The organism is Pseudomonas bijieensis (assembly GCF_013347965.1).
Classification (GTDB): domain Bacteria; phylum Pseudomonadota; class Gammaproteobacteria; order Pseudomonadales; family Pseudomonadaceae; genus Aquipseudomonas; species Aquipseudomonas bijieensis.
The window spans coordinates 6348351-6371150 of the sequence record NZ_CP048810.1; the positions used below are offsets into that span (position 1 = coordinate 6348351).

Sequence of the window (22800 nt, forward strand, 5' to 3'; positions counted from 1 at the left end):
ACGGTAGCGTGATATGGAACTAATATCACCGTTAGTCTCTATATCTTTACAGGGGACATCCCTTTTTCGAGAGAACTGCCATGTTCAAATCGCGCTCGTTGATTGCTGCAGTTACTTGTTTCGCCCTGGCAGCGGGCCCTGGCATTGTTGTCGCAGACCCGGGCAACGGCAAGGGAAGCGCTCAATTCGATCAAGGCCCCGGTCACGGCCAGGGAGGCAAAGGCGGGCAGGGCAACAAGGGCGGTCAAGGAAATTCTGGCAACAAGGGCAATAAGGGCAACCAGGGTGGTGGCGGCGGCGATTGGCATAACGGCCCGAGCATCGATCGAGGCGGCATCCTGGGTGTGATTGGCGGCTATCGCGATTACTGGAGCCCTGGCCCGGCATTGCCGCCGGGCATCCAGAAGAATCTTGCCCGGGGCAAGCCGTTGCCACCCGGTATCGCCAAGAAACTCGACGGTCGACTGTTGGGGCGGTTGCCGCACTATGACGGTTATGAGTGGCAACAGGTCGGCACTGACCTGATCCTGGTAGCGATCGCCACTGGCATCATCTATGAAGTGCTCAACGGGGCGTTTGATTGACCCGGTGTTCCAACGAAATGGCAGCCTCTTCGGAGTAATGCCAGTCAGTTGAGAAACGGAACTTGTGGGAGCGGGCTTGCTCGCGAAAGCGTCGGGTCAGTCAACATCAATGTTGAATGACACACCGCCTTCGCGAGCAAGCCCGCTCCCACAGTTTTTCCGAGTTGTCTCAGGTATCGCATTCACCACAGGTTTCGTATCAGTTTTCCAGTTGCCGCAGGCGTTTGTACAAGGTATTGCGGCTGACCCCCAGCCGTCGCGCCAAGTGCGAGATATTCCCGCCCACCGCCTGCAACTGGCGGTTCAGGTCCTCGGCATCGTTAAGGTCCACCGTCAGCGGCTCCGGTGTTTCCACCGGCTCCATTTCCAGGTCGACAAAAAAAGTCGTCGGGCAGATGCTCCGGGCGGATCGGCTGTTCCTCGGCCATCGCCAGGGCCACTTGCAGCACGCTGCTGACCTGGCGCAGGTTGCCCGGCCATGGATGGCGTTCGAACAGATCCAATACTTCGCGACTCAAACCGGCCCATTGGGTCGGTTCGCGGTGGTGTTCCCAGAGGCGCTTGAATAGCGCCTGCTTGTCACTGCGTTCGCGCAGCGGTGGCAGTTCCAGGGTCAGGCCGCCGATGCGATAGTACAGGTCTTCGCGAAACCGCCCCAGTTGTACCTGTTCACGCAGTGAGCGGTTGGTGGCGGAGATGATGCGGATGTCCACCGGGAACAGCTCGGCGCTACCCACCGGTTGCACGCAACGCTCCTGCAAGACCCGCAGCAGCCGGGCCTGGGTTGGCAGGGGCATGTCGCCGATCTCGTCGAGGAACAGCGTGCCCCGGTCGGCCTTGCGGATCAGGCCGATGCTGCCTTTCTGGTTGGCGCCAGTGAACGCGCCTTTTTCATAACCGAACAGTTCCGACTCCACCAGCTCAGCGGGGATCGCCGCGCAGTTGACGGCAATGAATGGCTGCTTGCAGCGGGAACTGGCCTGGTGCAGGGCTTTGACGAAGACTTCCTTGCCGACGCCGGTCTCGCCATGGATCAGCAGCGGAATGTCCTTCTCCAGCAGGCGCTCGGCCTGGCGCACAGCTTTTTCCACGCGGCTGTCGCCGAAGTGCAGGGTGTTGAGGCTGATAGCGTTGCTGACGGGCGCTGGCGCAGGCGCTGCTTCGGTGAAAACCCGGGCCTTGATCGACACTTGGCTCGGGCGCCTGAGCAAGCACTGGAAGCGATTGCTGCCGGATGCTTGCAGGGCGAACGGCAGGCCGTCGGGTTGGTTCAGCAGTTCCAGTAACGAGACCTTGAACAGGCTTTCGATGCTGACCCGCGACAGGCTCAAGCCCAGCAGGTTGTCGGCCCGGCGGTTGGCGGACAGTACCTGGCCGCTCTCATCGAAGATCAGCAGCCCGGCCCATTGGCTGTCGAGGTTGTTCAAGCCGGTGTTGAAGGTCAGTTGGAAGTGTTCACCGCGAAACAGGTTGAGGATCAGCCGGTTCTCCACGGTCTGGCTCATCATCTTGACCATGCCCAGGGTGTGGGACGGCGGCAGGTAGCTGTCGCTGGATACGTCCAGCACGGCGATGACCTTGCGCTCGGCATCGAAGATCGGCGCGGCGGAGCCGGTCATGAAGCGGTTGGCCTTGAGGAAGTGTTCATCGTGTTCGATGTGCACCGCCTGTTCGCAGGCCAGCGCGGTACCGATGGCATTGGTGCCGGTGCAGCGCTCCATCCAGCTCGCCCCGGCGCTGAAGCCATGGGCCAGTTTCGGCTCGATGAAACGCTGGGTGCCCCAGGAGGTCAGCACTTGGCCCTGGTTGTCGGCCAGCATGATCAGGCAGTTGGAGTTACTCAGGATGTTTTCGTAATACGGCAAGACTTCCTGGTGGGTGGTCTGCACCAGCGAATGCTGGCTCTCCAGCAACTGGGCGATGCCTTGGGCGGGCAATGGGTCGAAGGCCGGCACGCTTTGATGGTTCAGGCCGAAGGCGCGGCAACGGGACCAGGATGCCTGGATGATGGCCTCGTGGGACAAGGCTGGAGCAGGTGCGGCCATGGGGCACTCTCGCAGGTGCTGTTTTTATTGTTGTGATCAGTCTCGCACATCCTCCTTGTGCTGGGGCAGCCTGAATATCACTTCATACACAGCCCCTTTTGTGGAAGCAAGTCTGCTCGCGATAGCGATAGATCTGATGCATTAATGCGGCTGACACACCGCTATCGCGAGCAGGCTCGCTCCCACAGGTGTTATTCAGTGTTGTTCAAAATTGTTCATTGTCAACCCGAGCGTTGTTCAGTTGTTCACTCATGATTGTTCATTTGTGTTCATCAATGAACGCCTTTTTCCTACAGATCAAGGGAAATACCAATCTGATCAAAGGCTTGTAATTTCTGGCACGGCTTTCGCTTTCTAGCTCGGGTCGCTTGACTCCAAATAATAAAAAGGCCGAGCCATGTCATTAAAGCTTGAGCACATCTGTCGCACCGTCGAAGGCCAGACCTGGATCGACGATGCCAATCTGAGTTTCGAACCCGGATCCTTCAACGTCCTGCTGGGCCGCACGCTGTCCGGCAAGACCAGTCTCATGCGCCTGATGGCCGGTCTGGACAAGCCCGACAGCGGCCGCATCCTGATGAACGGCGTCGACGTCACCAACCGCCCGGTGCGGCTGCGCAACGTGTCGATGGTTTACCAGCAGTTCATCAACTACCCGACCATGACCGTTTTCGAAAACATCGCTTCGCCGTTGCGCCAGGCCGGGGTGTCCGAGGAGGTTATCCAGGGCAAGGTCCTGGAAACCGCAAAAATGCTGCGGATCGAGAAATTCCTCAAGCGTCATCCGCTGGAGTTGTCCGGCGGCCAGCAGCAGCGCACCGCCATGGCCCGGGCGCTGGTCAAGGACGCCGAGCTGATCCTGTTCGACGAGCCGCTGGTGAACCTGGACTACAAGCTGCGCGAAGAACTGCGCCAGGAAATGCGCGAACTGTTCCAGGCCCGCCACACCATCGCGGTCTACGCCACCACCGAGCCCAATGAAGCATTGGCCTTGGGCGGCACCACCACCATCCTGCATGAAGGCCGGGTCATCCAGAGCGGCAAATCGTCCTCGGTGTATCACCAGCCGCAGACCGTGCTGGCCGCCGAGCTGTTTTCCGAACCGCCCATCAACCTCATGCCCGGACGCATCGCCGGCAATGAAGTGAGCTTCGCCAATTTCGTGCACTTCCCGCTGAACGTCGACCTGCGCCCGGTGGGCGAGGGCGAGTTCCGCTTCGGCGTGCGCCCCAGCCATATCTCCCTGGTGCCGAGCAACGACGACGACCTCGAACTGGCGGTGACCGTCGAAGTGGCCGAGATCAGCGGCTCGGAGACGTTCCTGCATGTGCGCAACGAGCATTTCCTGCTGGTGCTGCACTTGCCAGGGGTGCATGAGTACGACGTGGACGCGCCGATCCGCATCTACATTCCGACCCATAAACTGTTTGTCTTCGATGCCCAAGGCAAGCTGGTCCAGGCCCCGGGCCTGCGTATTGCGAGGGTTGCCTGATGGCTGAAATTCGTTTGCAGAACCTCGCCCACAGCTACACCAGCACCCCGGCGGGCCCTGAGGACTACGCGATCCGCGAGATGAACCACATCTGGGAGCAGGGCGGCGCCTATGCGCTGCTCGGGCCCTCGGGCTGCGGCAAATCCACCTTGCTCAATATCATCTCCGGACTGCTCAGCCCCTCCGAAGGCCAGGTGATGTTCGACAGCAAGGTCGTCAACGACCTGACTCCGGAGCGGCGCAACATCGCCCAGGTGTTCCAGTTCCCGGTGGTGTACGACACCATGACCGTGTTCGACAACCTGGCGTTCCCGCTGCGTAACCAGGGCATGGCCGAAGCCAGGATCCACACCAAGGTGCAGGAAATCGCCGAGGTCCTGGACCTGCAGAACCTGCTGGACAAAAAGGCCCGCAACCTCACCGCCGACGAAAAACAGAAAGTCTCCATGGGCCGCGGGCTAGTGCGCGACGATGTGTCGGCGATCCTGTTCGATGAGCCACTGACGGTGATCGACCCGCACCTGAAATGGAAGCTGCGGCGCAAGCTCAAGCAGATCCACGAGCAGTTCAACATCACCATGGTCTACGTCACCCACGACCAGTTGGAAGCCTCGACTTTCGCCGACAAGATCGCCGTGATGTATGGCGGCCAGATCGTGCAGTTCGGCACGCCCCGGGACTTGTTCGAGCGCCCGAGCCACACCTTTGTCGGTTACTTCATCGGCAGCCCGGGGATGAACCTGATCGAAGTCACGGCGCAGCCCGGCGGCGTCGGCTTCGGCTCGACCCACTTGCCCCTGTCCGAAACCCTGCAACAACGCGTTGCCCAGGCCCAGGGCAAAACCCTGAAGGTCGGTATTCGTCCGGAATTCGTGCATGTCTGGGACGGCCCATACGACGACGCGATGCGGGCCGACGTGGTCCACGTCGAAGACCTGGGCACCTACAAGATCCTGACCCTCAACCTTGATGGCGCGCCGTTGAAAGTACGCCTGGCCGAAGACAAGCCGGTGCCGGAAGGCACGGCGTACATCAGTTTTCCGGCCCAATGGTTGATGGTTTATGCCGATGAATACTTGCTGGAACCACTGAGCGAGGTGCAGCCATGAACAAGGTGCAGAACAACAAGGCCTGGTGGCTGGTGTTGCCGGTGTTCCTGCTGGTGGCCTTCAGCGCCGTGATCCCGATGATGACCGTGGTCAACTATTCGGTGCAGGACATCTTCGACCAGTCCAGCCGCTACTTCGTCGGCGCCGACTGGTACAAGCAGGTGCTGCTCGATCCACGGCTGCACGATTCATTGCTGCGTCAGTTCATCTATTCGGCGTGCGTGTTGCTGATCGAAATCCCCCTGGGCATCGCCATCGCCCTGACCATGCCGACCAAGGGCAAATGGTCGTCACTGGTGTTGATCATCCTGGCGATCCCGCTGCTGATTCCCTGGAACGTGGTGGGCACCATCTGGCAGATTTTCGGCCGCGCCGACATCGGCTTGCTGGGTTCGACCCTCAACGGCCTGGGCATCAACTACAACTATGCGGCCAACACCATGGACGCCTGGGTCACCGTGCTGGTGATGGACGTCTGGCACTGGACTTCGTTGGTCGCGCTGCTGTGCTATTCGGGGCTGCGGGCGATTCCGGATGTGTACTACCAGGCCGCGCGGATCGACCGCGCATCGAACTGGGCCGTGTTCCGCCACATCCAGTTGCCGAAGATGAAGAGTGTGCTGCTGATCGCCGTGATGCTGCGCTTCATGGACAGCTTCATGATCTACACCGAGCCGTTCGTACTCACCGGCGGCGGGCCGGGTAACGCCACCACGTTCCTCAGCCAGACCCTGACGCAGATGGCCATTGGTCAATTCGACCTGGGGCCGGCGGCGGCGTTTTCCCTGGTGTACTTCCTGATCATTCTGTTGGTGTCGTGGCTGTTCTATACCGCCATGACGCACTCCGACGCCAACCGTTGAGGCCCGCACGATGAGCAAGAGAAAGCTGATTCCGCTTTTGATCTACATCCTGTTCCTGCTGGTGCCCATCTACTGGCTGCTGAACATGTCGTTCAAGAGCAACACCGAGATCCTCGGCAGCCTGACCCTGTGGCCCCAGGATTTCACGTTCCACAACTACAAGGTGATCTTCACCGACCCGAGCTGGTACACCGGTTACCTCAACTCGCTGTACTACGTCAGCCTGAACACGGTGATTTCCCTGACCGTCGCGCTGCCGGCGGCCTATGCGTTTTCCCGCTACCGCTTCCTCGGGGACAAGCACCTGTTCTTCTGGCTGCTGACCAACCGCATGGCACCACCGGCGGTGTTTCTGTTGCCGTTCTTCCAGCTGTATTCGTCCATCGGCCTGTTCGATACCCATATCGCCGTGGCCTTGGCCCATTGCCTGTTCAACGTGCCGCTGGCGGTGTGGATCCTCGAAGGCTTCATGTCCGGGGTGCCGAAAGAAATTGACGAGACCGCCTACATTGACGGCTACAGTTTCCCCAAGTTCTTCGCCAAGATTTTCATCCCGTTGATCGGCTCCGGCATCGGTGTCACGGCATTCTTCTGCTTCATGTTTTCCTGGGTCGAACTGCTGCTGGCGCGCACGCTTACCTCGGTCAATGCCAAGCCGATCGCCGCGGTGATGACCCGCACCGTGTCGGCCTCCGGGATCGATTGGGGTGTGCTGGCGGCGGCGGGGGTGTTGACCATCCTGCCGGGCATGCTGGTGATCTGGTTCGTTCGCAACCACGTGGCCAAGGGCTTCGCCCTGGGCCGGGTCTGAGGAGTCGATGATGGAATGGATGAACTGGACCGCCCCCACGGCGGCATTCTTTGGGGTCATCGCCTTGCTGCTGGCAGGCATGACTACGTGGGAACTGCGTTCGCCGAGTATCCCTCGGCGCGGTTTCCTGCCGATTGCCACCACCCGGGGCGATCGGTTGTTTATCGGTCTTCTCGGTAGCGCCTACCTGCATATGCTGGTGATCGGCGCCACCGACTGGAGCATCTGGATAGCGTTCGCGTTGTCTCTGGTGTGGCTGTTGGCAGTGATGCGGTGGGGCTAGTCGCGCAGGTTCGCCGATCAGGCTCTTAAACCCAAACAGGAGGTCTCTATGTTCAATAAAAACAATAAGCTGCGACATAGCGTTTCATTGGCAGCCATGCTGGCACTCAGCGGGCTGAGTGCTGCGGCCTGGGCCGACGCCTATGAAGACGCCGCTAAAAAATGGATCGGCAGTGAATTCAAGCCGTCGACCCTGACCGCCGAGCAGCAGCTCGAAGAACTCAAGTGGTTCATCAAGGCCGCCCAGCCGTTTCGCGGGATGAAAATCAACGTGGTCTCGGAAACCATCGCCACCCACGAATACGAGTCCAAGGTGCTGGCCAAGGCCTTTACCGAGATCACCGGGATCCAGCTGACCCACGACCTGCTCCAGGAAGGCGACGTGGTGGAGAAGCTGCAGACCCAGATGCAATCGGACAAGAATATCTATGACGGCTGGGTCAACGACTCGGACTTGATCGGCACGCACTTCCGCTACGGCAAGACTGAATCGATCACTGACCTGATGGCCAACGAAGGCAAGGATTTCACCTCGCCGACCCTGGACATCAAGGACTTCATCGGCATTTCCTTCACCACCGCGCCGGACGGCAAGATCTATCAACTGCCCGATCAGCAATTCGCCAACTTGTACTGGTTCCGTGCCGACTGGTTCGAGCGCCCCGAGCTGAAGGCCAAGTTCAAGGAGAAATACGGCTACGAGCTGGGCGTACCGGTGAACTGGTCGGCCTATGAGGACATCGCCAAGTTCTTCTCCGAAGACGTCAAGGAAATCGACGGCAAGCGGGTCTACGGCCACATGGACTACGGCAAGAAAGACCCGTCCCTGGGCTGGCGCTTCACCGATGCCTGGTTCTCCATGGCCGGCGGTGGCGACAAGGGCCTGCCCAACGGTTTGCCGGTGGATGAGTGGGGCATTCGTGTCGAAGACTGCCATCCGGTCGGTTCCAGTGTGACCCGCGGCGGCGATACCAACGGACCGGCGGCGGTGTTCGCCACCACCAAATACGTGGACTGGATGAAGAAGTACGCACCACCGGAAGCGGCGGGCATGACCTTCTCCGAATCCGGCCCGGTACCGTCCCAGGGCAACATTGCCCAGCAGATCTTCTGGTACACCGCTTTCACCGCCGACATGACCAAGCCGGGCCTGCCGGTGATGAACGCCGATGGCACGCCGAAATGGCGCATGGCGCCATCGCCGCGTGGTCCGTACTGGGAAGAGGGCATGAAGCTAGGGTATCAGGACGTGGGTTCCTGGACATTCATGAAGTCCACGCCGGAGAAACAGAAACTCGCCGCCTGGCTCTACGCGCAGTTCGTGACGTCCAAGACCGTGTCGCTGAAAAAGACCATCGTCGGCCTGACGCCGATTCGTGAGTCGGACATCAACTCTCAGGCCTTGACCGACCTGGCGCCGAAACTCGGTGGCCTGGTGGAGTTCTACCGCAGCCCGGCCCGTGTGCAATGGACCCCGACCGGGACCAACGTGCCGGACTATCCACGCCTGGCGCAACTGTGGTGGAGCCACATCGCCGAAGCAGCAAGCGGCGAGAAGACCCCGCAACAGGCCCTCGATGGGTTGGCCAAGGACCAGGACGCGATCATGACGCGCCTGGAGCGCTCCAAGGCCCAAGCCACCTGCGCCCCGAAAATGAACCCCGAGCGCGACGCGCAATACTGGTTCGACCAACCGGGCGCACCGAAGCCGAAACTGGCGAACGAGAAGCCTAAAGGTGAAACGGTGAGCTACACCGAGCTGTTGAAATCATGGGAGGCGGCACGCAAGTAAAGCCCCACGCGTGAAAACGAACGGCACCGAAAGGTGCCGTTTTTTTTGCGTGCGCTTGCACTGCTATCGTGAGCAGGCTCGCTCCCACATGGTCTGTCTTGGGGTGACCAAAGCTCCATGCACACCGCCAACCCCTGTGGGAGCGAGCCTGCTCGCGATAGCGGCGGGTCAGTTGCAGCGATGTTGACTGGGCTGACGCTTTCGCGAGCAAGCCCGCTCCCACAAGGGGGGTGGTGATCTGAAGGGAGAGTGATCAGCCCGCCTTGGCCGGGCTGGCCAGGGCGTTTCCAGCCACGGGCGCGGGTGAGCTTTTCATCAGGGCATCCAATGCCTGCCGGTAGCTTTTGCCCGCCAGGCTCATGCTGTTGTTGTGCGTCGCGCCGGGCACCAGCAACAGACGCTTGGGCTCCCGGGCGGCGTTGAACAGCTGCTCGCTGAACCGGGGCGGTACGTAGCGGTCGGCGGCACCATGGACAATCAGCAGCGGCATGTTGATCTCGCCGATTTTGTCGATGGAGTCGAACTTCTGCGACAGCAGCCAGCGCACCGGCAGGGACGTGTTCGCCATGGCGGTTGCAACATCGCCCAAGGAAGTGAAAGTGGATTCGATGACCAGGCCTCGGACCTGGGCACCGCCATTCTTCGCCGACTCCTGGCCCAGCTGCGCAGCAAGGTCTACCGCGACGGCCCCACCCAGGGAATGACCATAGATCAGCCGCAGGGCCGGGTCCGGTTGCAGTACCTTGAGACGTTCCCAGGCGATGCGTGCATCTTCATAGACGCTGGCTTCCGACGGCAGATCCCCATGGCTTTTGCCAAAACCACGGTAATCGATCGCCAGCACCGAATAGCCCAGTGCCCTCAGTTGCTGGATACGAAACAACTGGCCGGTCAGATTCCAACGCACGCCATGCAAGTACAGGATGGCCGGAGCGTTCTTGCGTTCGGCCGGCCACCACCAGCCGTGGATATTTTCCCCGGCCTTGAAGCTCTTGGGCTTGAGATCGAATTCCTGCACGCTGCTGGGGAGCCCACTGAACCAGCTCGCTGTTCCCGGCTCGATACGAAAGACCAGCTCGCGTTCCTTATGCTGCAACACTGCACAGCCCACCGGCAGGCCGATCACCATCGTGGCCATGAAAAACCAGGCCAGCCAGCGCTTCTTGACGCGAGAGAGTGACAATGAAGACATCGACGCGATTCGCTACTCGGGACGGAAGCTGCGTTTTAGCAGATTCCGTCCAGGGTGCGCAGGGATTTCGGACCGTTTGCCTGTGGCGAGGGGCGCCTCACTGTGCCTTCAGGCGCTAGGTAATCCGATCGAGCTCTGAGCGTTTGGCCCCCTCCACTGGCGTCGTCGGGTCTCGCCACCCAAGGCGCAGGCAATAACGCGACAGGTTCAGATCGAACTCGCCGATTTGCTCTTGCGCTTGCCAAGCCATGGTTTCAGGCTCCTCCAAAGCCGCAAGGCGAAACCCAGGAGCAAACCATCAGGTTGCCAGGAATAAAAACTCCAACGCCAATGCTCCAGTTGTCCGGTCATGCGTTCGTGCAATTGATGGCTGGAGTTATTGAGACTGACCCGCGACGCATCGATCCACCGCCAGTTTTCGTCCAGGCCCCAGCGAATCCACTCTTCGAGCAATACCCGGCCGCTACCCAGGTCGGCATGCTGCGGCAGGAACGCCAGGTTGTAATCGTACAGCCGGCCTTGATCCAGCAGGCCGAGGCGATAGCTGATGCACTCACCGTTCAGCTCCAGCGTCACCACCCGCACCTGGCCTTGGGCAGCGAGGGCGCTGAAGGCGTGGTTCATCCATTGCTGGTGCATGGGGTCGGAGAAGATCCCGACACCTTCCTGGCCTTTCCAACTGGCGGCCTCGACGTCGGCCAGGGCCCGTAACAATTGCCCCATGCTGATGGCGTCCGGCGTTAAACGGCGGATCTCTGCGCCGCAAGCGGCGATTCGCTTGCGCGCCCGACGCAGCTTGTAGCGTGTATCACCGGAAATTTCCTGATGATCGCTGTCGCTGATCAGGTGCACCGGAACCCGACAACTGAGTCGCCGCTCTCCGGTGGAACTCAGCGCCATCCAGGCGCTGAGGACGCTTTGTTCACCGACCGGCTCGATCACTTCATTCAATTGCAGCAACGCGTGAGGCAAGTGCTGACGGATCTGCATCAGCGCCTGGCCCATGCTTTCGGCGTCCAGGCGTACCAGCAGGGCGATGCGATCGGCCAAGGGGTAACCCAAGTGATGCAACACCCGAAACCGCAGTCCGCCGATACGCTCACGTCCCGAAACCAGGGGCAGGCACAGGCACAAGGTCTGGTCCTGCCAGCCCAGCAACACGTGCAATTGCTGCTCGGGCAACAGGGCGAATTCCGCCGCTTGCAGCCAGGCCAGGGTGTTGAACGGCGTTGCGTCGGCCACCTGGGTTCGCAGCTGTTCATAAGCTGATACAGGAAAGTCCGCCGCGCCCAGGGAGCGACACCATTGGAACCGGATCGTCATGGGGATCAGGCCGCCGAAGTCGAGGCCGCCGGCCGGGCCGGTTTACGAAAAGCGTCCAGTACCGTGCCGGTGTAAGACGTATTTCGCAGAAACCGCCAGCGACCGAGCAAGTGGTACAGGTGGGTGATCTGCCCGCGCTCCTGGAAGCCCATGCGAATATGCATCTTGATCGCCTGGATGTTTTGCAAATCGCAAACATCGACCATGGTGTTGCAACCATGGTCCGCCATGACTTTCCATACCTCCAACTGCATGTCCGCCGATATTCTGGAACCCCAGTATTCACGGATCGCCTCGCCACCGAACTGAAAGTATTCGCCAGGCTTGATCGGAAAGTTGCAGTGATAGAAATGGCGGTCGAAATAGTCCCGTGTACTGGCCCAGGCGAACCCCACGGTGTCGTCCTGATCATCCAGATACATCAAGCCTGTGTAGCCTTCGGCCGCCAGCTCACGCATGGTTTTGACGCGGTCGCCGAAGTGCCGGGCAAAAGCATCGGCATTGGCGACGGTGATGAACTCCAGGCGCATCGGTGGGTAGGGCTTGAGGTTGTGTGGGGGGAGCGGGGTCCGTATATCGTGCTCCAGCCACACCAGTCGGGTGTGGGAAAATACGTAGCGTCTGCATAGCTGCTTTAGAACGGCGCGCAGACCTTTTTTCTGAATGCGATCACGCAATGTTTGCAGAGCGTTCATGGTGCCTCCTGACGAGTGGCAGGTTTGGGGGGGAGGAGAGCGGTCCAACTGAGGGCGAACACGGTTTCCCCTGGCAGGAGAAAACCGACCTGGCCGGCCTTGCAATCGAGCGGAGCGCTTTGGCTGCGGTTGTCCGGGCCGAAATACACTAGGGTCATGCCAGGTTGAGGGCAGATCGTGCCGTCGAGGCTGACCCGATGGGCCCGCGTGCTTTTGTTCACGCCCAGCAGACTGCGTTGCTTCCCGGTGGCCATGGCCAGGGCGTCGACTTCAAAGGCGTCGTTGTCCAGGCGCAGCACTTGGTCGAGCCAATGCTGTTGAATGAACTGCTGGGCCAGGCCCACGGGCTTGAGCTCGAAGTGCTGATCGTCCAGCACCCGCACCATGCCTTTGGGATACTCCGGTTCGTCGGCGGCCATGAACCAGTTGAGCATGTCCAGCCAGCCGTCGGCCGAGGCGTTAATGACCACCGACGTCCACCAGAGGGCGGCGTAGTGGGTTTCCTGGTCGTAAGGGCTCAGGCTCGAACCGGCGGACATGTTGGTCTGGTCCAACAGCAAGGCTTTGCGCGGCCGACCTTGGCTGTCCAGTCCCACCAGGTTGGCGGCCTGACGGACACTGTCGCGGTAGACCCGGGTCGCCAGCAGGTCGCGGATCATCCATTCATGCCAGGCCAGGGCGTCGATCTGGTCGTCGGACGTCGCCAGCAGGCGCCGTGCCCAGTCGATCCCGCGCTTGTCAGCGGCATTTTCAATGAAGGGGCCGTTGGTGAACTGGGAGCTGGCCGGCATGGCGATGCGGACACCGGCACGTGCGTTGGCGGGATCGGCGCGGACTTGGGCAGCCATGCTCTGGAACAGTTGCTGGAAACTGGCGAAGTCGGGGTAATTGAGGTTCGGCTCATCGGCAAAACTGAGGTAATGGAGGCCATTGCCGCCCAAAGCACGGGTCGCAGTGAGCCAGGCTTGCAAGCCGCTGTGACTGGTCCGGTCGTCCTTTAGCTCTACCTGGCGCTGGCTGCGGGCCAACAGGGTGATGTTTTGGCTGATGGCGAAGCGGTCCTGGTACAAGCGTCGGAAGGCATCTTCATAAGTGGCCCTGGCCGCGGTGATATCGACGAAGCTGTAAAGGGTTGCCGCCTGGGGTTTGAGCGCGTCGAGCACGGCGTAGGTGGACGGCGGCAATAACTCGTAGGGTAGGGCCGTGCCCAGCTTGGGGGTCGTGCCGAGCGCCTCGTCGTACAGTTTCAGGTGAGTCTGCCCCGGATCCTGGCGCACCGGTTGCAGGTGCGCCGGGTCTTGGGCGAACAGGTTGGCGGTGCCGTCCAACCAGAACGCGACCTTGCCGTTGCCTTGCAGATGCAGGCGCCAGATTTGGTCCACGTCCGCCACCGGCAGGGTCACCTGGTCGAATTGCCAATAGGCCCGTTGTGGCTTGAGATTCAGTTGCAACTGCTTGCCGTCCGCGACTCGCCGGACTTGCAGCGCACGTACGCCGCCGTGGAACTTGCCGGCCAGCACCGCCTGTTCGCCGGCTGCCACTTTGAAATACAGCTCATCGCCATCGTGGGTTTCAGCACTGAAATGCACCTTGGCCGGGGCAAACAGGGCGCGGGTGCGCACGTCGTGCTCAACGCTATAGCGCCGGAAACTGTAGCCGGGAATTTCCAGCCGATAACTGGCGGTGCCGGGCAGCAGGGGCCATTGTTGCTCTCCACGCACCTGGTCGGCCTTGATCAGGCGCTCACCCGCCAATCGTCCCTGGCCGTCGAGCAGATACAGGTGTTCGGTATTGGCTTCGGCTTGCCAGGCGGGCACCCAGCGCACGGTGACAGCGTCCTGGCGGTCGGTTTGCAGGTACAGGCTGCCGTCACGGATACCGGTCCATTGCATGGACGCGCCGTGGACCGAAGTTGCCAACGCGAGAAGACATAGGCACGCGCCGATCTTCCACTGTGGGAGCGAGCCTGCTCGCGAAGAGGCCTTCTGCCTCAACATCGCCGCTAACCGACCCACCGCTTTCGCGAGCAGGCTCGCTCCACAAAGGGGTGGACACAGGTGTTCTGTCCGGCACCGGACCCTGTGGGAGCGAGCCTGCTCGCGATGGCGGTTTTGCCGACAACGGTATTCACGCGGATTTCCCCAGCAGCATCTGACGCATTGGCAGCAAATCGCTGGGCAGGATGATCAGCGTCTGCCACAGCGCCACGCCGCTGAGGCGGCAATACATGACAAGCATTGCCAGGGTGACACCCAGGTAGGCGGTCGAGGACGCGGCGGCAGCGCCGACGATGCCGTAGCGCGGGATCAAAATCAGGTTCAACGCCAGGTTCAACAGCGCCCCCCCGCCCATCAGCAGCGAAACGGTGCCGGGGCGGTTCTTGCCCAGCAGGTCCAGGCGCAGGATGCTCGCATAGCACAACCCGAACACCCCTGGCAGCAGCGCCAGCAGGGCCGGGTACGCCGGCTGATAGGCGATGCCGAACAGGGTGACGATCAGCCATTCGCCGACCAGGACCATCCCCAGGCAGGCGCCCAGCATGGCCGTGGCTGTCAGGCGCAAGGCCAGCGGGGTCAGGCGCTTCATGTCGCTGTCCTGCTGCAGCAGGCGTTTCATCAGTGGCGTGGTGACCGCTTCCGGCACGATATGCAGCAGTTCGGCCGCCGCGCTGGCCATGGCGTAGTGCCCTAGCGCCGTGCTGCCCAACAGCGCGCCGATGAACAGGTAATCCGAACGCGTCATCAGTTGCTGGAACAAAAGGTCCGGATGACTGCGGACACCGTAACGCAACAGTTCGGTCTGGCCGGCGCGATCCCAGCGCAGGGTGACCGCGTGATCGCGACGCAACCACATCCAACCCACCAGCACCACCAGGCTCAGGCCCGCCAGCCAGCTGATCAGCGCCGCTTCCAGCGCCGTGTCTTTCCACATCCAGAACAGCGCCACGAACAGCAACAGCGGGACCAAAGATTCCATCAGCCGCAAGGCGTTGAACACGCCGACGCCGCCGGAGGCGTTGTGCAGCGTCAGCAGGCCGGTCTTGAGCGCCGCCAGCGGCACGGCCAGCAACAGCAGCCAGGCCAGCAGTCCCAGTTGCGTGGTGACGTCCAGTTCGGCGCCGAACTCACGCACCAGCGCCACCACCAGCAGCGTCAGCAACCCAGCCAACAGACAACCGAAGACCAGCACGTGGCTGAGCAACAGGCTCATCGAGCGATGCTGCGCAGCCTGATAACCGACGGCGGAATTCAGGCCCCCACTGGTGGTGGCACTGATCAGGTCCGGCAGGGTGCTGAGCAGCGCCAACAGCCCGCGTTCGCTGGGCCCGAGGATCCGTGCCAGCAACACGTTGCGCAACAGGCGCAGGCCGATCATCGCCAGGCTCGTGCCCATGCTCATCACCAAGAGCCTGAGGTAACGTGCACGGTTCATGAGCGGACTCCTCGGCGAATACGCCAGGCCAATAACTCGGGGTGACAGGCGTTGCGTTGGCTGACGCCGAAACGTGGCAGGTTCAGGGGGTCGCCGTCATGGCGATACAGTCCGGCCTCGGTGCCCAGCGCGAACGGAAAACCGTGGGCCGCCACCTGCTCGCGCACACGGGCGTCATTGTCCCCGTTGGGGTAGCAATACACCGGCAAGGGTTGGGCACAGCCATTTTCCAGGGCCGTCCAACTGCGGGACAGTTCTTCATGCAGGCGCTGGTCGTCCAGCCCGGTCAGGATCGCGTGGCTGGCGCCGTGGGGACCGAAACGCACCAGTCCGGAATCTTCGAGCATGCGTACCTGGGACCAGTCCAGGGCTTGGGGTTGGGAGCCCTGCGGGCAGGCGTCGGTGAGGTCGCTCAAGGTGCGTGGATCGAGGCTCTTGAGGCTCTGCAGGAAATGCATCAGCGCCAGGCTGCGGCGCTCGTCGTCGATGTCGTCGAGCAACACCGGCAACGGCCGACCGGCGTGCTGCAAATGCTCGATCAGCGAGCGCCGCGCCACCTGCCCATGGCTGCCCCACAAGGTTTCGCCGATGCTCTCCCACCAGAAATGCTGGCGACTGCCGACGAAGTCGGTGGAGAGGAAAATGCTCGCCGGCATTTGGTACTGGCGCAGCAGAGGAAAGGCGTTCATGGCGTTGTCGCGCCAGCCGTCGTCGAAGGTCAGGGCCACCCGGGGACGGTTCGGAATGCTTTCAGGGTCGGCCAGCAATAAGGTCATCAATGGCACGCATTCAAAGTATTGCTGCAACCAGATCAACAAATGTTCGAACGCTTCGGGCCCCACGCACAGCTCGTTGCGATGAGGCAATTCGGCGGCGCGGTCGTTGTTCAGTACCCGGTGCAACATCAGGATGATGCCGGCGCCACTTAATGCGTGACGACCCAGGGACGTGTTCAGGTACAGCCAGCCGCCGGTACGCTTGATTGTGGTCTTGATACGGGTATTGATCGGCATGTCAGGCCTCATCGAGTCTGATCGGGATTCCATTGGTTGTAGCTATGCCCGCGCAAGAACTGCCACAGGCCGACGACCATGCCGGCCAGGCTCACCAGCACAAACGCGGCGAGCCGAAACGGTCTGGGCAAGCGATGACGCACGTCCAGCAGGCCGGCCAGTGCGAAGGTGTAGCCGAGTAGCTGGGCAGACAGGGTCAGGCGATAGAAACCATGCTCATCGAGCAGCCAGAGGTTGGCCACCAGCAGGGGTAGCAACAGCACCGGCGCCAGCCGGCGGATCAGCTTGTGGCTAATCAATGCGATGGCGTACAGGCCATGGCACAGCGGGTTGAGTAGCTCACGCCGGGCCGCCAGGCTGATCAGGCCGCCGACGGTGACGCGCTGGCGGCGGCTGAACTGTCGGTCGGCTTCGTCCACGCCTTGATCGAGCACCTTGGCGTCGTCGACGTAGACGACGCGTTTGCCGGTGACCGGTGCGCAGGTGTTGATAAAAAAATCGTCGTTGACCATGGCTGGAATCGGTTGGTACAGCTCGCGGCGCAACGCCTGCAGCGCACCATCGGCCGAGACCGTGCAACCGGTGCGACTTTCCACTCGGCGTAGCCAGGCTTCGTAGTGACGGTACAGGCTTTCGCCCACGCTCAGGCCTGAGCCCGGGACGGGAATGTTCATATTGCCGACAGTACCGCCGACCCCTGGATCGGAAAACGGCGCCAGCAGGCGTTCAAGCGTGCCGTCGAGCCAGTGGACATCAGCATCGGTAAACACCAGGATATCGCCCGTGCAATGACTGACCGCGACGTTGAGCACGCTGTTCTTGCCTTGGCGCGGCAGGTCGAGCACCTCGATGCGCGGATCTTCGAAGTTGCGCGCCAGGGCCACGGTCTGATCGGTGGAGCCGTCGCTGGCGACAACGATCTGCAGGCTGGCGGCCTGATAGTCCTGGGCCAGCAGATTGCGCAGTTTGTTCTCGATATTGCGTTGTTCGTTGTGCGCGGCAACGATCACACTGACCCGTTGCGCAGGCAGAGGCTCAGGCCTGAGCCTGGGAAAAAATGGCCCGGCGAGCGTCAGCAGCAATGGGTAACCCAGGTAGGCGTACACCGGCAGTAACAGGCACAACCAGAAAATGAACTCAGCCACGGGCAGGCCTCCTTGCTTTCCAATGACAAAGGCTGAGGATGAGCGCGACGCCGGCCAGGTGCAGGCGCACCCAGTGCAGGCCCCAGAGCTGCAGGGTCAGGCACGGGTTACGGTGCTTGTGGCTCTGGTTCAAGCTCAGCACCAACCCCGGCACGGTCGTCAACAGCCCCATCATGAGTGCATATTGAGGAGCGCCAGTGGCCAGCGCGCAGATCGCCAGGAAGTCCAGCAGCCAGACGAGCACGGCCAACATCGGGAAGCGCAACAGGCGCAGGCTCAAGCCATTGGTACGCAGCAACTGCACCAGACTGCCCTGGCGCCACAATTCCTTGCCCATCCACTCGCGCCAGTTCATTTCGTAGCCCCAGTGCAGGGCGGTGTATTCATTGACCGACAGTAATCGTGCGCCCTTGGCCGTCTGGCGCAGGGTCAAGTCTTTGTCCTCACCGGTGCGCAGCGTCTCGTTGAACCCGCCGGTCCTGTCGAACCAATGGCGGCGCATCAGCAGGTTGGCGGTTGGCAGCCAATCCACGCGCTGCACGGTATGTCGCGAGGGGAGCGAGGTCCGCCGATGCCAGGCCGTGGCGTACCAGGGGGCCTGCGCGGGGGTGTACAGATCCAGGCCGAAGACGTCGGCGATGTCTGCGGTCTCCAACGCCAGCAAATGCGTCAGCCAGTCCTCGGGCATTTCGATGTCGGCGTCGATGAAGGCCAGCCATTCACCGGTGGCAACCTGCGCTCCGCGATTGCGCAGGGCACCGATCGGCACGCCTGGAATCACCAGGACCTGCGCACCGAACTGCCGGGCAATCTCCGGGCCCTGATCCTGCGAGCCGTTGTCGACCACGATCAACTCGCACGCAAGGTTGGCGGCATTGGCGGCGCGTTGTGCGGCGAGCAGCGTGCGGGCGATATGCCGGGCCTCGTTGTACATCGGAATGACGATACTGATGCGGCTCATGAACGGGCCTCCCGCGGCGCGGCCTGTTCGGCGTCGTAGCGCAATATGCTGGTCAAGGCGAGCATGATCCACAGTAACTTGTGGTTCGGCGCGCTGAGGAACATCAGGAACAGCGCCAGCGACAGGAAACTCATGCCCAGGTGCGTCAACAGGTCTGCCTGGGCCCAGTCCCGACGCTGGAGCCAGAGTTGGCGCGTGCGCACCAGGTTGTAGAGGCCCAGCCCAATCATGCCGACAAACATCAAGCCGGCTGGTACGCCGATTTCACTGAAGATTTCCAGGTAGGTGTTATGGGCCTCGCGGTACAGATCCCCCCGTTTGCGATTGGCCGAGAACGCCTTGGCGTAGCCGGTGGGGGCGTAGTGCTCCGGAAACGTCCCGGGGCCTGAACCGAGTATCGGCTTCTCGCGGATCATCTGGCTGCCCACCACAATGTACGAGGCGCGGCGCCCCAAGGATCCGTCCTTGTGGTCGTTGGTGCCGGAGCTGAGGATGCTCAATGTCTGGATGCGTGCCACGTAGCCGGCAGGCATCAAGGCGATTGTCGCCGGGACCATGAGTGCCAGGCCGAGCATCGCGAACCCGAGGTGCCGGGGACGCACGCGTGGTAGCTGCGCCCGATAGTGATACAACCCGATCATCAGAGTGAGCAGCAGCACGACCAGTCCTGAGCGCGATTCGGTCTTGGTCATTCCACCCAACAACAGGATGACACCGCCAGCCCAGAACAACCGGTGCAGCAGGTTCTGGCTGCGTATGGTCAACAGCAATGCCAGCGGTATGGTAAACGCAATCAACAGCGCAAAGGCGTTCGGGTCTTCCAGCAAACCCGAGGCGCGCCCCTGATCCTGGTATTTGGCTGAAAACATCGCGAGCACGCAGGTCGTGGCGACGCTCACTGTCATCAGCCGGGCGAACATCTCCAGGTTCAGCTCGCGACCGATCAACAACGTGATCACGAACAGAATCAGCCCTACTGCGAGTTCACGCAGATGCATCAGGGACTGCTCCATGTTTTCCGAGATCAACAGGCTCAGGCCATACAACACCATGAAGCCGAGCAACGGCTTCCAGATGTTGCTACGCAAGCGCGTCGCAGGGATCTGATGCAAGGCCAGCTGCAGCATCAGGATCAGGATCAGCGCCACGCCGAGGAATTTGCTGCCGGAAAACGCGTTGTCCTTGAACAGGCGTTCGAGCGGCAGCAGTGCGGCAATGCCCAGCAAACCCCAGCCGGGCTTGCGGTACAGCATGGCGACGCCCACCAGCCCAAGCACCGCACCCGGAGCAAGAAACGGATAAGGACTGGCCAGCAATGCCAGGCACACCAGCCCCAGCAGACTGACGATCGAGAGCGGGACAATCATGGCCGAGCCTCCCGCGCCGTGCGGATATAGAGTTGCGACCAGCGTTCGGCCAGCGTGCGCAGGTCGTAGCGGTCGCGTTGGGTGCGGCGCGCGTTGTCGGCGAGGATCCGCGCCAGGGGCGGTTCGCTGAACAGCGTTTCGATCTGGCGGGCCAGTTCCTCGCTGTCGGCTGGCGTGGCGAGCAGGCCGTTGTGACGGTCCTGCAAGACATCGGGAATGCCACCGACGCCGAACGCTACCACGGGCACGCCGGCCTGCATGGCTTCGAGCAGGATCATTGGCGTACCTTCAGTGCGTGAACTGATCACCAGTGCATCGAGGCGGCTCCACCAGTCGTTCATGTCCGTCTGATAACCGGGCAATTCGATGCGCGTGGGCAGATTGGCGTCAACGATGCGCTTGAGCAAGGGCTGGCGTTCCGGGCCATCACCGAGCATGACCGCGTGCAGCGACGCATGGCGCTGACACAACGGGATCATCGCATCGAGGAACAGGTCCGGGCCTTTCTCGCTGCTCAAGCGGCCGACGTAGCCGACCCGCCAGCGTTGCCTGTCGTCGCGATGAGGCAGCAGCGTCGTGACGGCCGGCAGGCCGTTGGGGATCACGTCGAGTTTTTCCGCGTTCACGCTGGCCTGGCGGTGCAGCGCCGCGATGCACTCAGCCACGCACACCACTCGCTTGACTGGCGCGGTGCGGCATAGTTGCAGGCTCAACCACGTATAGAAACGTTGTTTGGGGCTGCGTGGCGTGAAACCGTGCTGGGTGATCACCAGCGGCAGGTGCAACAGGGTCGCTGCGGCCCAGCCGAACACCAGGCCCTTGAAGTTGTGCGTATTGATCAGCGGGCGCTCGGCGCGCCGTTGCCGCAGATGCTGCAACAGTTCGGGCCAACTAGCGCAGTGGTGGCAGTCGATCCCAGCCTGGCGGAACCGCGTGATCAAGGTCGGCGGCGCCCCCAGGAACAGCACCTGATGCTGGCCGGGTGTCGCCACGCAATGATCGAGCAGCATCCGCTCGGCCCCATAGAAGCCACCGCTGCCGAGCAGATGAATGATCGACAGGGGGAGGCTGCGTTGGGACTGGCTGAACGGCGCGTTCAATTTTTCACCCAATGGACAAGGCTGGGCACGCTCCAGTTGCGGTGCGGGTTGACCTGCTCGGGCGACTGCTCGTTGATCACCAGCAGCACCGGTAGATCCAATTGGTGGCCGATTTGCGCCGGATGCTTGAAGCGATGGTCGAAGAACTCACGCACATAGACCAGGGCGATCGCCAGCAGCAGGCCACAGAACATGCCGAAGACAATAATCAGCATCGGCTTGGGAAAGGCCGGGGTGGTCGGTTCGAACGGCGGGCTCAGGACCCGGGCGTTGGACAGGTCGTTGTCCAGCGAGCGAGTAGAGCTGGCTTCGGCGAACCGCTGGGCATAGGTGGAGAATGCCGCATGCAGGGCGTTGATTTCGGTGTCCATCTGCCGCAGCTTGCTCTGGGTTTCCTGAAGTTGGTGGATGCGTTCCTTGAAGGCGGCGATACGTTCGATTTTCTGTTTGATCACCGAGCTGACCACCGCCAGGTCGGTGGTGCGTTCCTGGATGCGGTTGTTCACCACTTTGAGAAATTGCTGGCGGGTGCGCACGATCTGCTCGCGAGCCAGCAACATCGGTTCGCTGCCGGGTTGGAAGATCGCCAGGTCGTTCATGTAGCGGCTGACCTGGCTGGTCAATTGCTCGCCCATTTGCCTGATTTCCCGATCGTCGAAGGCAACGTTGTCCACGGTGGTGGTGAAGGTGAACGGGAAGGTGTAGTCGTTGAATCGCGAGCTGTTCGCCGCCGCCAGGCTGGTCTTGAGGTAATCCAGCCAGCGTTGGCCTTGCAGCAGGCGGTCCTGGTACAGGTTCAGGGCCTGCTCCTCGGTGTTGATCGCATTCAAGCGAAAAGTGATTTCTTCCTTGGGATCGGATGAGCCGACGCCTTCAAGCAGCGTCAGGCGGTTACCCTCCAAACCGTCAAGGCGAGTCTGGTACTGGACTTTTTTCTGCTCGTAGAACGTCTGGGGCAACTCTATCGATTGCAGGTCCTGGCGACCGGTGAGGTAGTTTTCCAGCAGTTGCGCCACGAACCGAGTGCCCTGGGCCGGGTCGCCGAAGCTGTAGACGATGGAGATGACGTTGGAGCCGGGCAAGGTCTCGATCTTCAGGTTGTCAATGGCCTCGTCGGTCAGCGTATCGAGCACGGTGTCGCGTACCGGATCGACCTCGAGCCCCAAGCCGTCGCGCAGCGGATTGATGACGTACTCACGCAACGGCTGGGTGACGTAGCGCTTGAGTGGTTCGCTCACCCACTTGTTGAGGATGCCCGGGCTCGGGGTGTACTCGCCCTGGTCGCGCAGGGTCTTGATGGTTTCGCGAATCAACGCCGGCGAGCGCAGGATGTTGCTCTCGGTTTCCATGTCCGCCAGGGACGGTGGAACGAACGTCGCGTTTTCCTGGTTCAGCGAAGTCGTGGCGTCGCCTTGGGAGAGCTTTTTCGACTGGACGATCACTTGGGCGGTGATATCGAAACTCTGCTTGAGCATCAACGGCAGCACCAGGGCGATCACGGCAAAAATCAGGAAGACGCGCTTCACCCACTGCTTGTTGGCGAAGAAGATCCTGAAGAACTCGTGCAGATAGTTTTCCTTGGGGTTCATGATCG

18 protein-coding genes and 1 pseudogene are annotated in these 22800 nt (G+C 61.5%); 7 read left to right on the top strand and 12 right to left on the bottom strand.

All coding sequences use genetic code 11. The features are described 5' to 3' along the window. Positions 1-80: 80 nt before the first annotated feature. Positions 81-584 carry an anti-virulence regulator CigR family protein gene (locus GN234_RS28220; RefSeq protein WP_109754631.1) on the top strand — a complete coding sequence of 168 codons (504 nt, stop codon included), beginning with the start codon at positions 81-83 and terminating at the stop codon, positions 582-584. 199 nt (positions 585-783) lie between these two features. On the opposite strand, the pseudogene GN234_RS28225 reads toward GN234_RS28220, so the two are convergent. Continuing rightward, positions 784-2629: pseudogene (locus tag GN234_RS28225) on the bottom strand (sigma-54-dependent Fis family transcriptional regulator). A gap of 397 nt (positions 2630-3026) precedes the next feature. On the opposite strand from GN234_RS28225, the gene GN234_RS28230 reads away from it, so the two are divergent. The 6 genes from GN234_RS28230 to GN234_RS28255 are packed head-to-tail and all read left to right on the top strand — an operon-like array spanning position 3027 to position 8978. Then, on the top strand, positions 3027-4121 hold the full coding sequence (locus GN234_RS28230) for an ABC transporter ATP-binding protein (RefSeq protein WP_053123386.1): 1095 nt from the start codon (positions 3027-3029) through the stop codon (positions 4119-4121). After that, the gene (locus GN234_RS28235; RefSeq protein WP_109754633.1) at positions 4121-5230 is read left to right on the top strand and encodes an ABC transporter ATP-binding protein; all 1110 of its coding nucleotides are present in this window, start codon (positions 4121-4123) and stop codon (positions 5228-5230) included. Before GN234_RS28230 ends, GN234_RS28235 begins: the two co-directional genes overlap by 1 nt. Further along, positions 5227-6093 carry a carbohydrate ABC transporter permease gene (locus GN234_RS28240; RefSeq protein WP_030142069.1) on the top strand — a complete coding sequence of 289 codons (867 nt, stop codon included), beginning with the start codon at positions 5227-5229 and terminating at the stop codon, positions 6091-6093. Before GN234_RS28235 ends, GN234_RS28240 begins: the two co-directional genes overlap by 4 nt. A 10-nt stretch (positions 6094-6103) precedes the next feature. Continuing rightward, positions 6104-6904, top strand: a complete 801-nt coding sequence (locus tag GN234_RS28245; RefSeq protein ID WP_109754634.1) for a carbohydrate ABC transporter permease — start codon at positions 6104-6106, stop codon at positions 6902-6904. 10 nt (positions 6905-6914) lie between these two features. Next, positions 6915-7187 carry a DUF2160 domain-containing protein gene (locus GN234_RS28250; protein WP_057451631.1) on the top strand — a complete coding sequence of 91 codons (273 nt, stop codon included), beginning with the start codon at positions 6915-6917 and terminating at the stop codon, positions 7185-7187. Between the two features lie 48 nt (positions 7188-7235). Then, complete coding sequence (locus GN234_RS28255) at positions 7236-8978, top strand: ABC transporter substrate-binding protein (protein WP_163857760.1); 1743 nt, start codon at positions 7236-7238, stop codon at positions 8976-8978. 253 nt (positions 8979-9231) lie between these two features. Here the strand turns inward: GN234_RS28255 and GN234_RS28260 are convergent, their stop codons facing one another. The 11 genes from GN234_RS28260 to GN234_RS28310 all read right to left on the bottom strand — a co-directional run bounded on the left by GN234_RS28260 (position 9232) and on the right by GN234_RS28310 (position 22795). Next, the gene (locus tag GN234_RS28260; RefSeq protein WP_176689406.1) at positions 9232-10170 is read right to left on the bottom strand and encodes an alpha/beta hydrolase; all 939 of its coding nucleotides are present in this window, start codon (positions 10168-10170) and stop codon (positions 9232-9234) included. 207 nt (positions 10171-10377) lie between these two features. Next, positions 10378-11493 (bottom strand): GNAT family N-acetyltransferase, encoded by a 1116-nt coding sequence (locus tag GN234_RS28265; protein WP_176689407.1) that lies wholly within the window; start codon positions 11491-11493, stop codon positions 10378-10380. 5 nt (positions 11494-11498) lie between these two features. Further along, complete coding sequence (locus GN234_RS28270) at positions 11499-12188, bottom strand: GNAT family N-acetyltransferase (RefSeq protein ID WP_176689408.1); 690 nt, start codon at positions 12186-12188, stop codon at positions 11499-11501. Then, a complete protein-coding gene (locus GN234_RS28275) occupies positions 12185-14080 on the bottom strand; it encodes a hypothetical protein (RefSeq protein ID WP_176689409.1) in 1896 nt (631 codons plus the stop codon). The genes GN234_RS28270 and GN234_RS28275 overlap by 4 nt, the downstream gene beginning before the upstream one ends. A 235-nt stretch (positions 14081-14315) precedes the next feature. Next, positions 14316-15620, bottom strand: a complete 1305-nt coding sequence (locus GN234_RS28280) for an oligosaccharide flippase family protein (RefSeq protein WP_109754641.1) — start codon at positions 15618-15620, stop codon at positions 14316-14318. Continuing rightward, on the bottom strand, positions 15617-16633 hold the full coding sequence (locus GN234_RS28285; protein ID WP_163857779.1) for a polysaccharide deacetylase family protein: 1017 nt from the start codon (positions 16631-16633) through the stop codon (positions 15617-15619). Before GN234_RS28285 ends, GN234_RS28280 begins: the two co-directional genes overlap by 4 nt. Positions 16634-16641: 8 nt before the next feature. Then, complete coding sequence (locus GN234_RS28290) at positions 16642-17778, bottom strand: glycosyltransferase family 2 protein (protein WP_163857782.1); 1137 nt, start codon at positions 17776-17778, stop codon at positions 16642-16644. Continuing rightward, a complete protein-coding gene (locus tag GN234_RS28295) occupies positions 17771-18739 on the bottom strand; it encodes a glycosyltransferase (protein ID WP_163857786.1) in 969 nt (322 codons plus the stop codon). Before GN234_RS28295 ends, GN234_RS28290 begins: the two co-directional genes overlap by 8 nt. Further along, entirely contained in the window at positions 18736-20106 is a 1371-nt protein-coding gene (locus GN234_RS28300) for an O-antigen ligase family protein (RefSeq protein WP_176689410.1), read from the bottom strand. Before GN234_RS28300 ends, GN234_RS28295 begins: the two co-directional genes overlap by 4 nt. After that, positions 20103-21218 (bottom strand): glycosyltransferase family 4 protein, encoded by a 1116-nt coding sequence (locus GN234_RS28305; RefSeq protein WP_411828778.1) that lies wholly within the window; start codon positions 21216-21218, stop codon positions 20103-20105. Before GN234_RS28305 ends, GN234_RS28300 begins: the two co-directional genes overlap by 4 nt. Beyond that, positions 21203-22795 carry a GumC family protein gene (locus GN234_RS28310; RefSeq protein ID WP_163857792.1) on the bottom strand — a complete coding sequence of 531 codons (1593 nt, stop codon included), beginning with the start codon at positions 22793-22795 and terminating at the stop codon, positions 21203-21205. Before GN234_RS28310 ends, GN234_RS28305 begins: the two co-directional genes overlap by 16 nt. Positions 22796-22800: the final 5 nt, after the last annotated feature.

Bases quoted from the DNA above. Each gene is read 5' to 3' on its own strand.
- GN234_RS28220 (WP_109754631.1), top strand. From the start codon at position 81: ATGTTCAAATCGCGCTCGTTGATTGCTGCAGTTACTTGTTTCGCCCTG.
- GN234_RS28230 (WP_053123386.1), top strand. From the start codon at position 3,027: ATGTCATTAAAGCTTGAGCACATCTGTCGCACCGTCGAAGGCCAGACC.
- GN234_RS28235 (WP_109754633.1), top strand. From the start codon at position 4,121: ATGGCTGAAATTCGTTTGCAGAACCTCGCCCACAGCTACACCAGCACC.
- GN234_RS28240 (WP_030142069.1), top strand. From the start codon at position 5,227: ATGAACAAGGTGCAGAACAACAAGGCCTGGTGGCTGGTGTTGCCGGTG.
- GN234_RS28245 (WP_109754634.1), top strand. From the start codon at position 6,104: ATGAGCAAGAGAAAGCTGATTCCGCTTTTGATCTACATCCTGTTCCTG.
- GN234_RS28250 (WP_057451631.1), top strand. From the start codon at position 6,915: ATGGAATGGATGAACTGGACCGCCCCCACGGCGGCATTCTTTGGGGTC.
- GN234_RS28255 (WP_163857760.1), top strand. From the start codon at position 7,236: ATGTTCAATAAAAACAATAAGCTGCGACATAGCGTTTCATTGGCAGCC.
- GN234_RS28260 (WP_176689406.1), bottom strand. From the start codon at position 10,170: ATGTCTTCATTGTCACTCTCTCGCGTCAAGAAGCGCTGGCTGGCCTGG.
- GN234_RS28265 (WP_176689407.1), bottom strand. From the start codon at position 11,493: ATGACGATCCGGTTCCAATGGTGTCGCTCCCTGGGCGCGGCGGACTTT.
- GN234_RS28270 (WP_176689408.1), bottom strand. From the start codon at position 12,188: ATGAACGCTCTGCAAACATTGCGTGATCGCATTCAGAAAAAAGGTCTG.
- GN234_RS28275 (WP_176689409.1), bottom strand. From the start codon at position 14,080: ATGCAATGGACCGGTATCCGTGACGGCAGCCTGTACCTGCAAACCGAC.
- GN234_RS28280 (WP_109754641.1), bottom strand. From the start codon at position 15,620: ATGAACCGTGCACGTTACCTCAGGCTCTTGGTGATGAGCATGGGCACG.
- GN234_RS28285 (WP_163857779.1), bottom strand. From the start codon at position 16,633: ATGCCGATCAATACCCGTATCAAGACCACAATCAAGCGTACCGGCGGC.
- GN234_RS28295 (WP_163857786.1), bottom strand. From the start codon at position 18,739: ATGAGCCGCATCAGTATCGTCATTCCGATGTACAACGAGGCCCGGCAT.
- GN234_RS28300 (WP_176689410.1), bottom strand. From the start codon at position 20,106: ATGATTGTCCCGCTCTCGATCGTCAGTCTGCTGGGGCTGGTGTGCCTG.
- GN234_RS28310 (WP_163857792.1), bottom strand. From the start codon at position 22,795: ATGAACCCCAAGGAAAACTATCTGCACGAGTTCTTCAGGATCTTCTTC.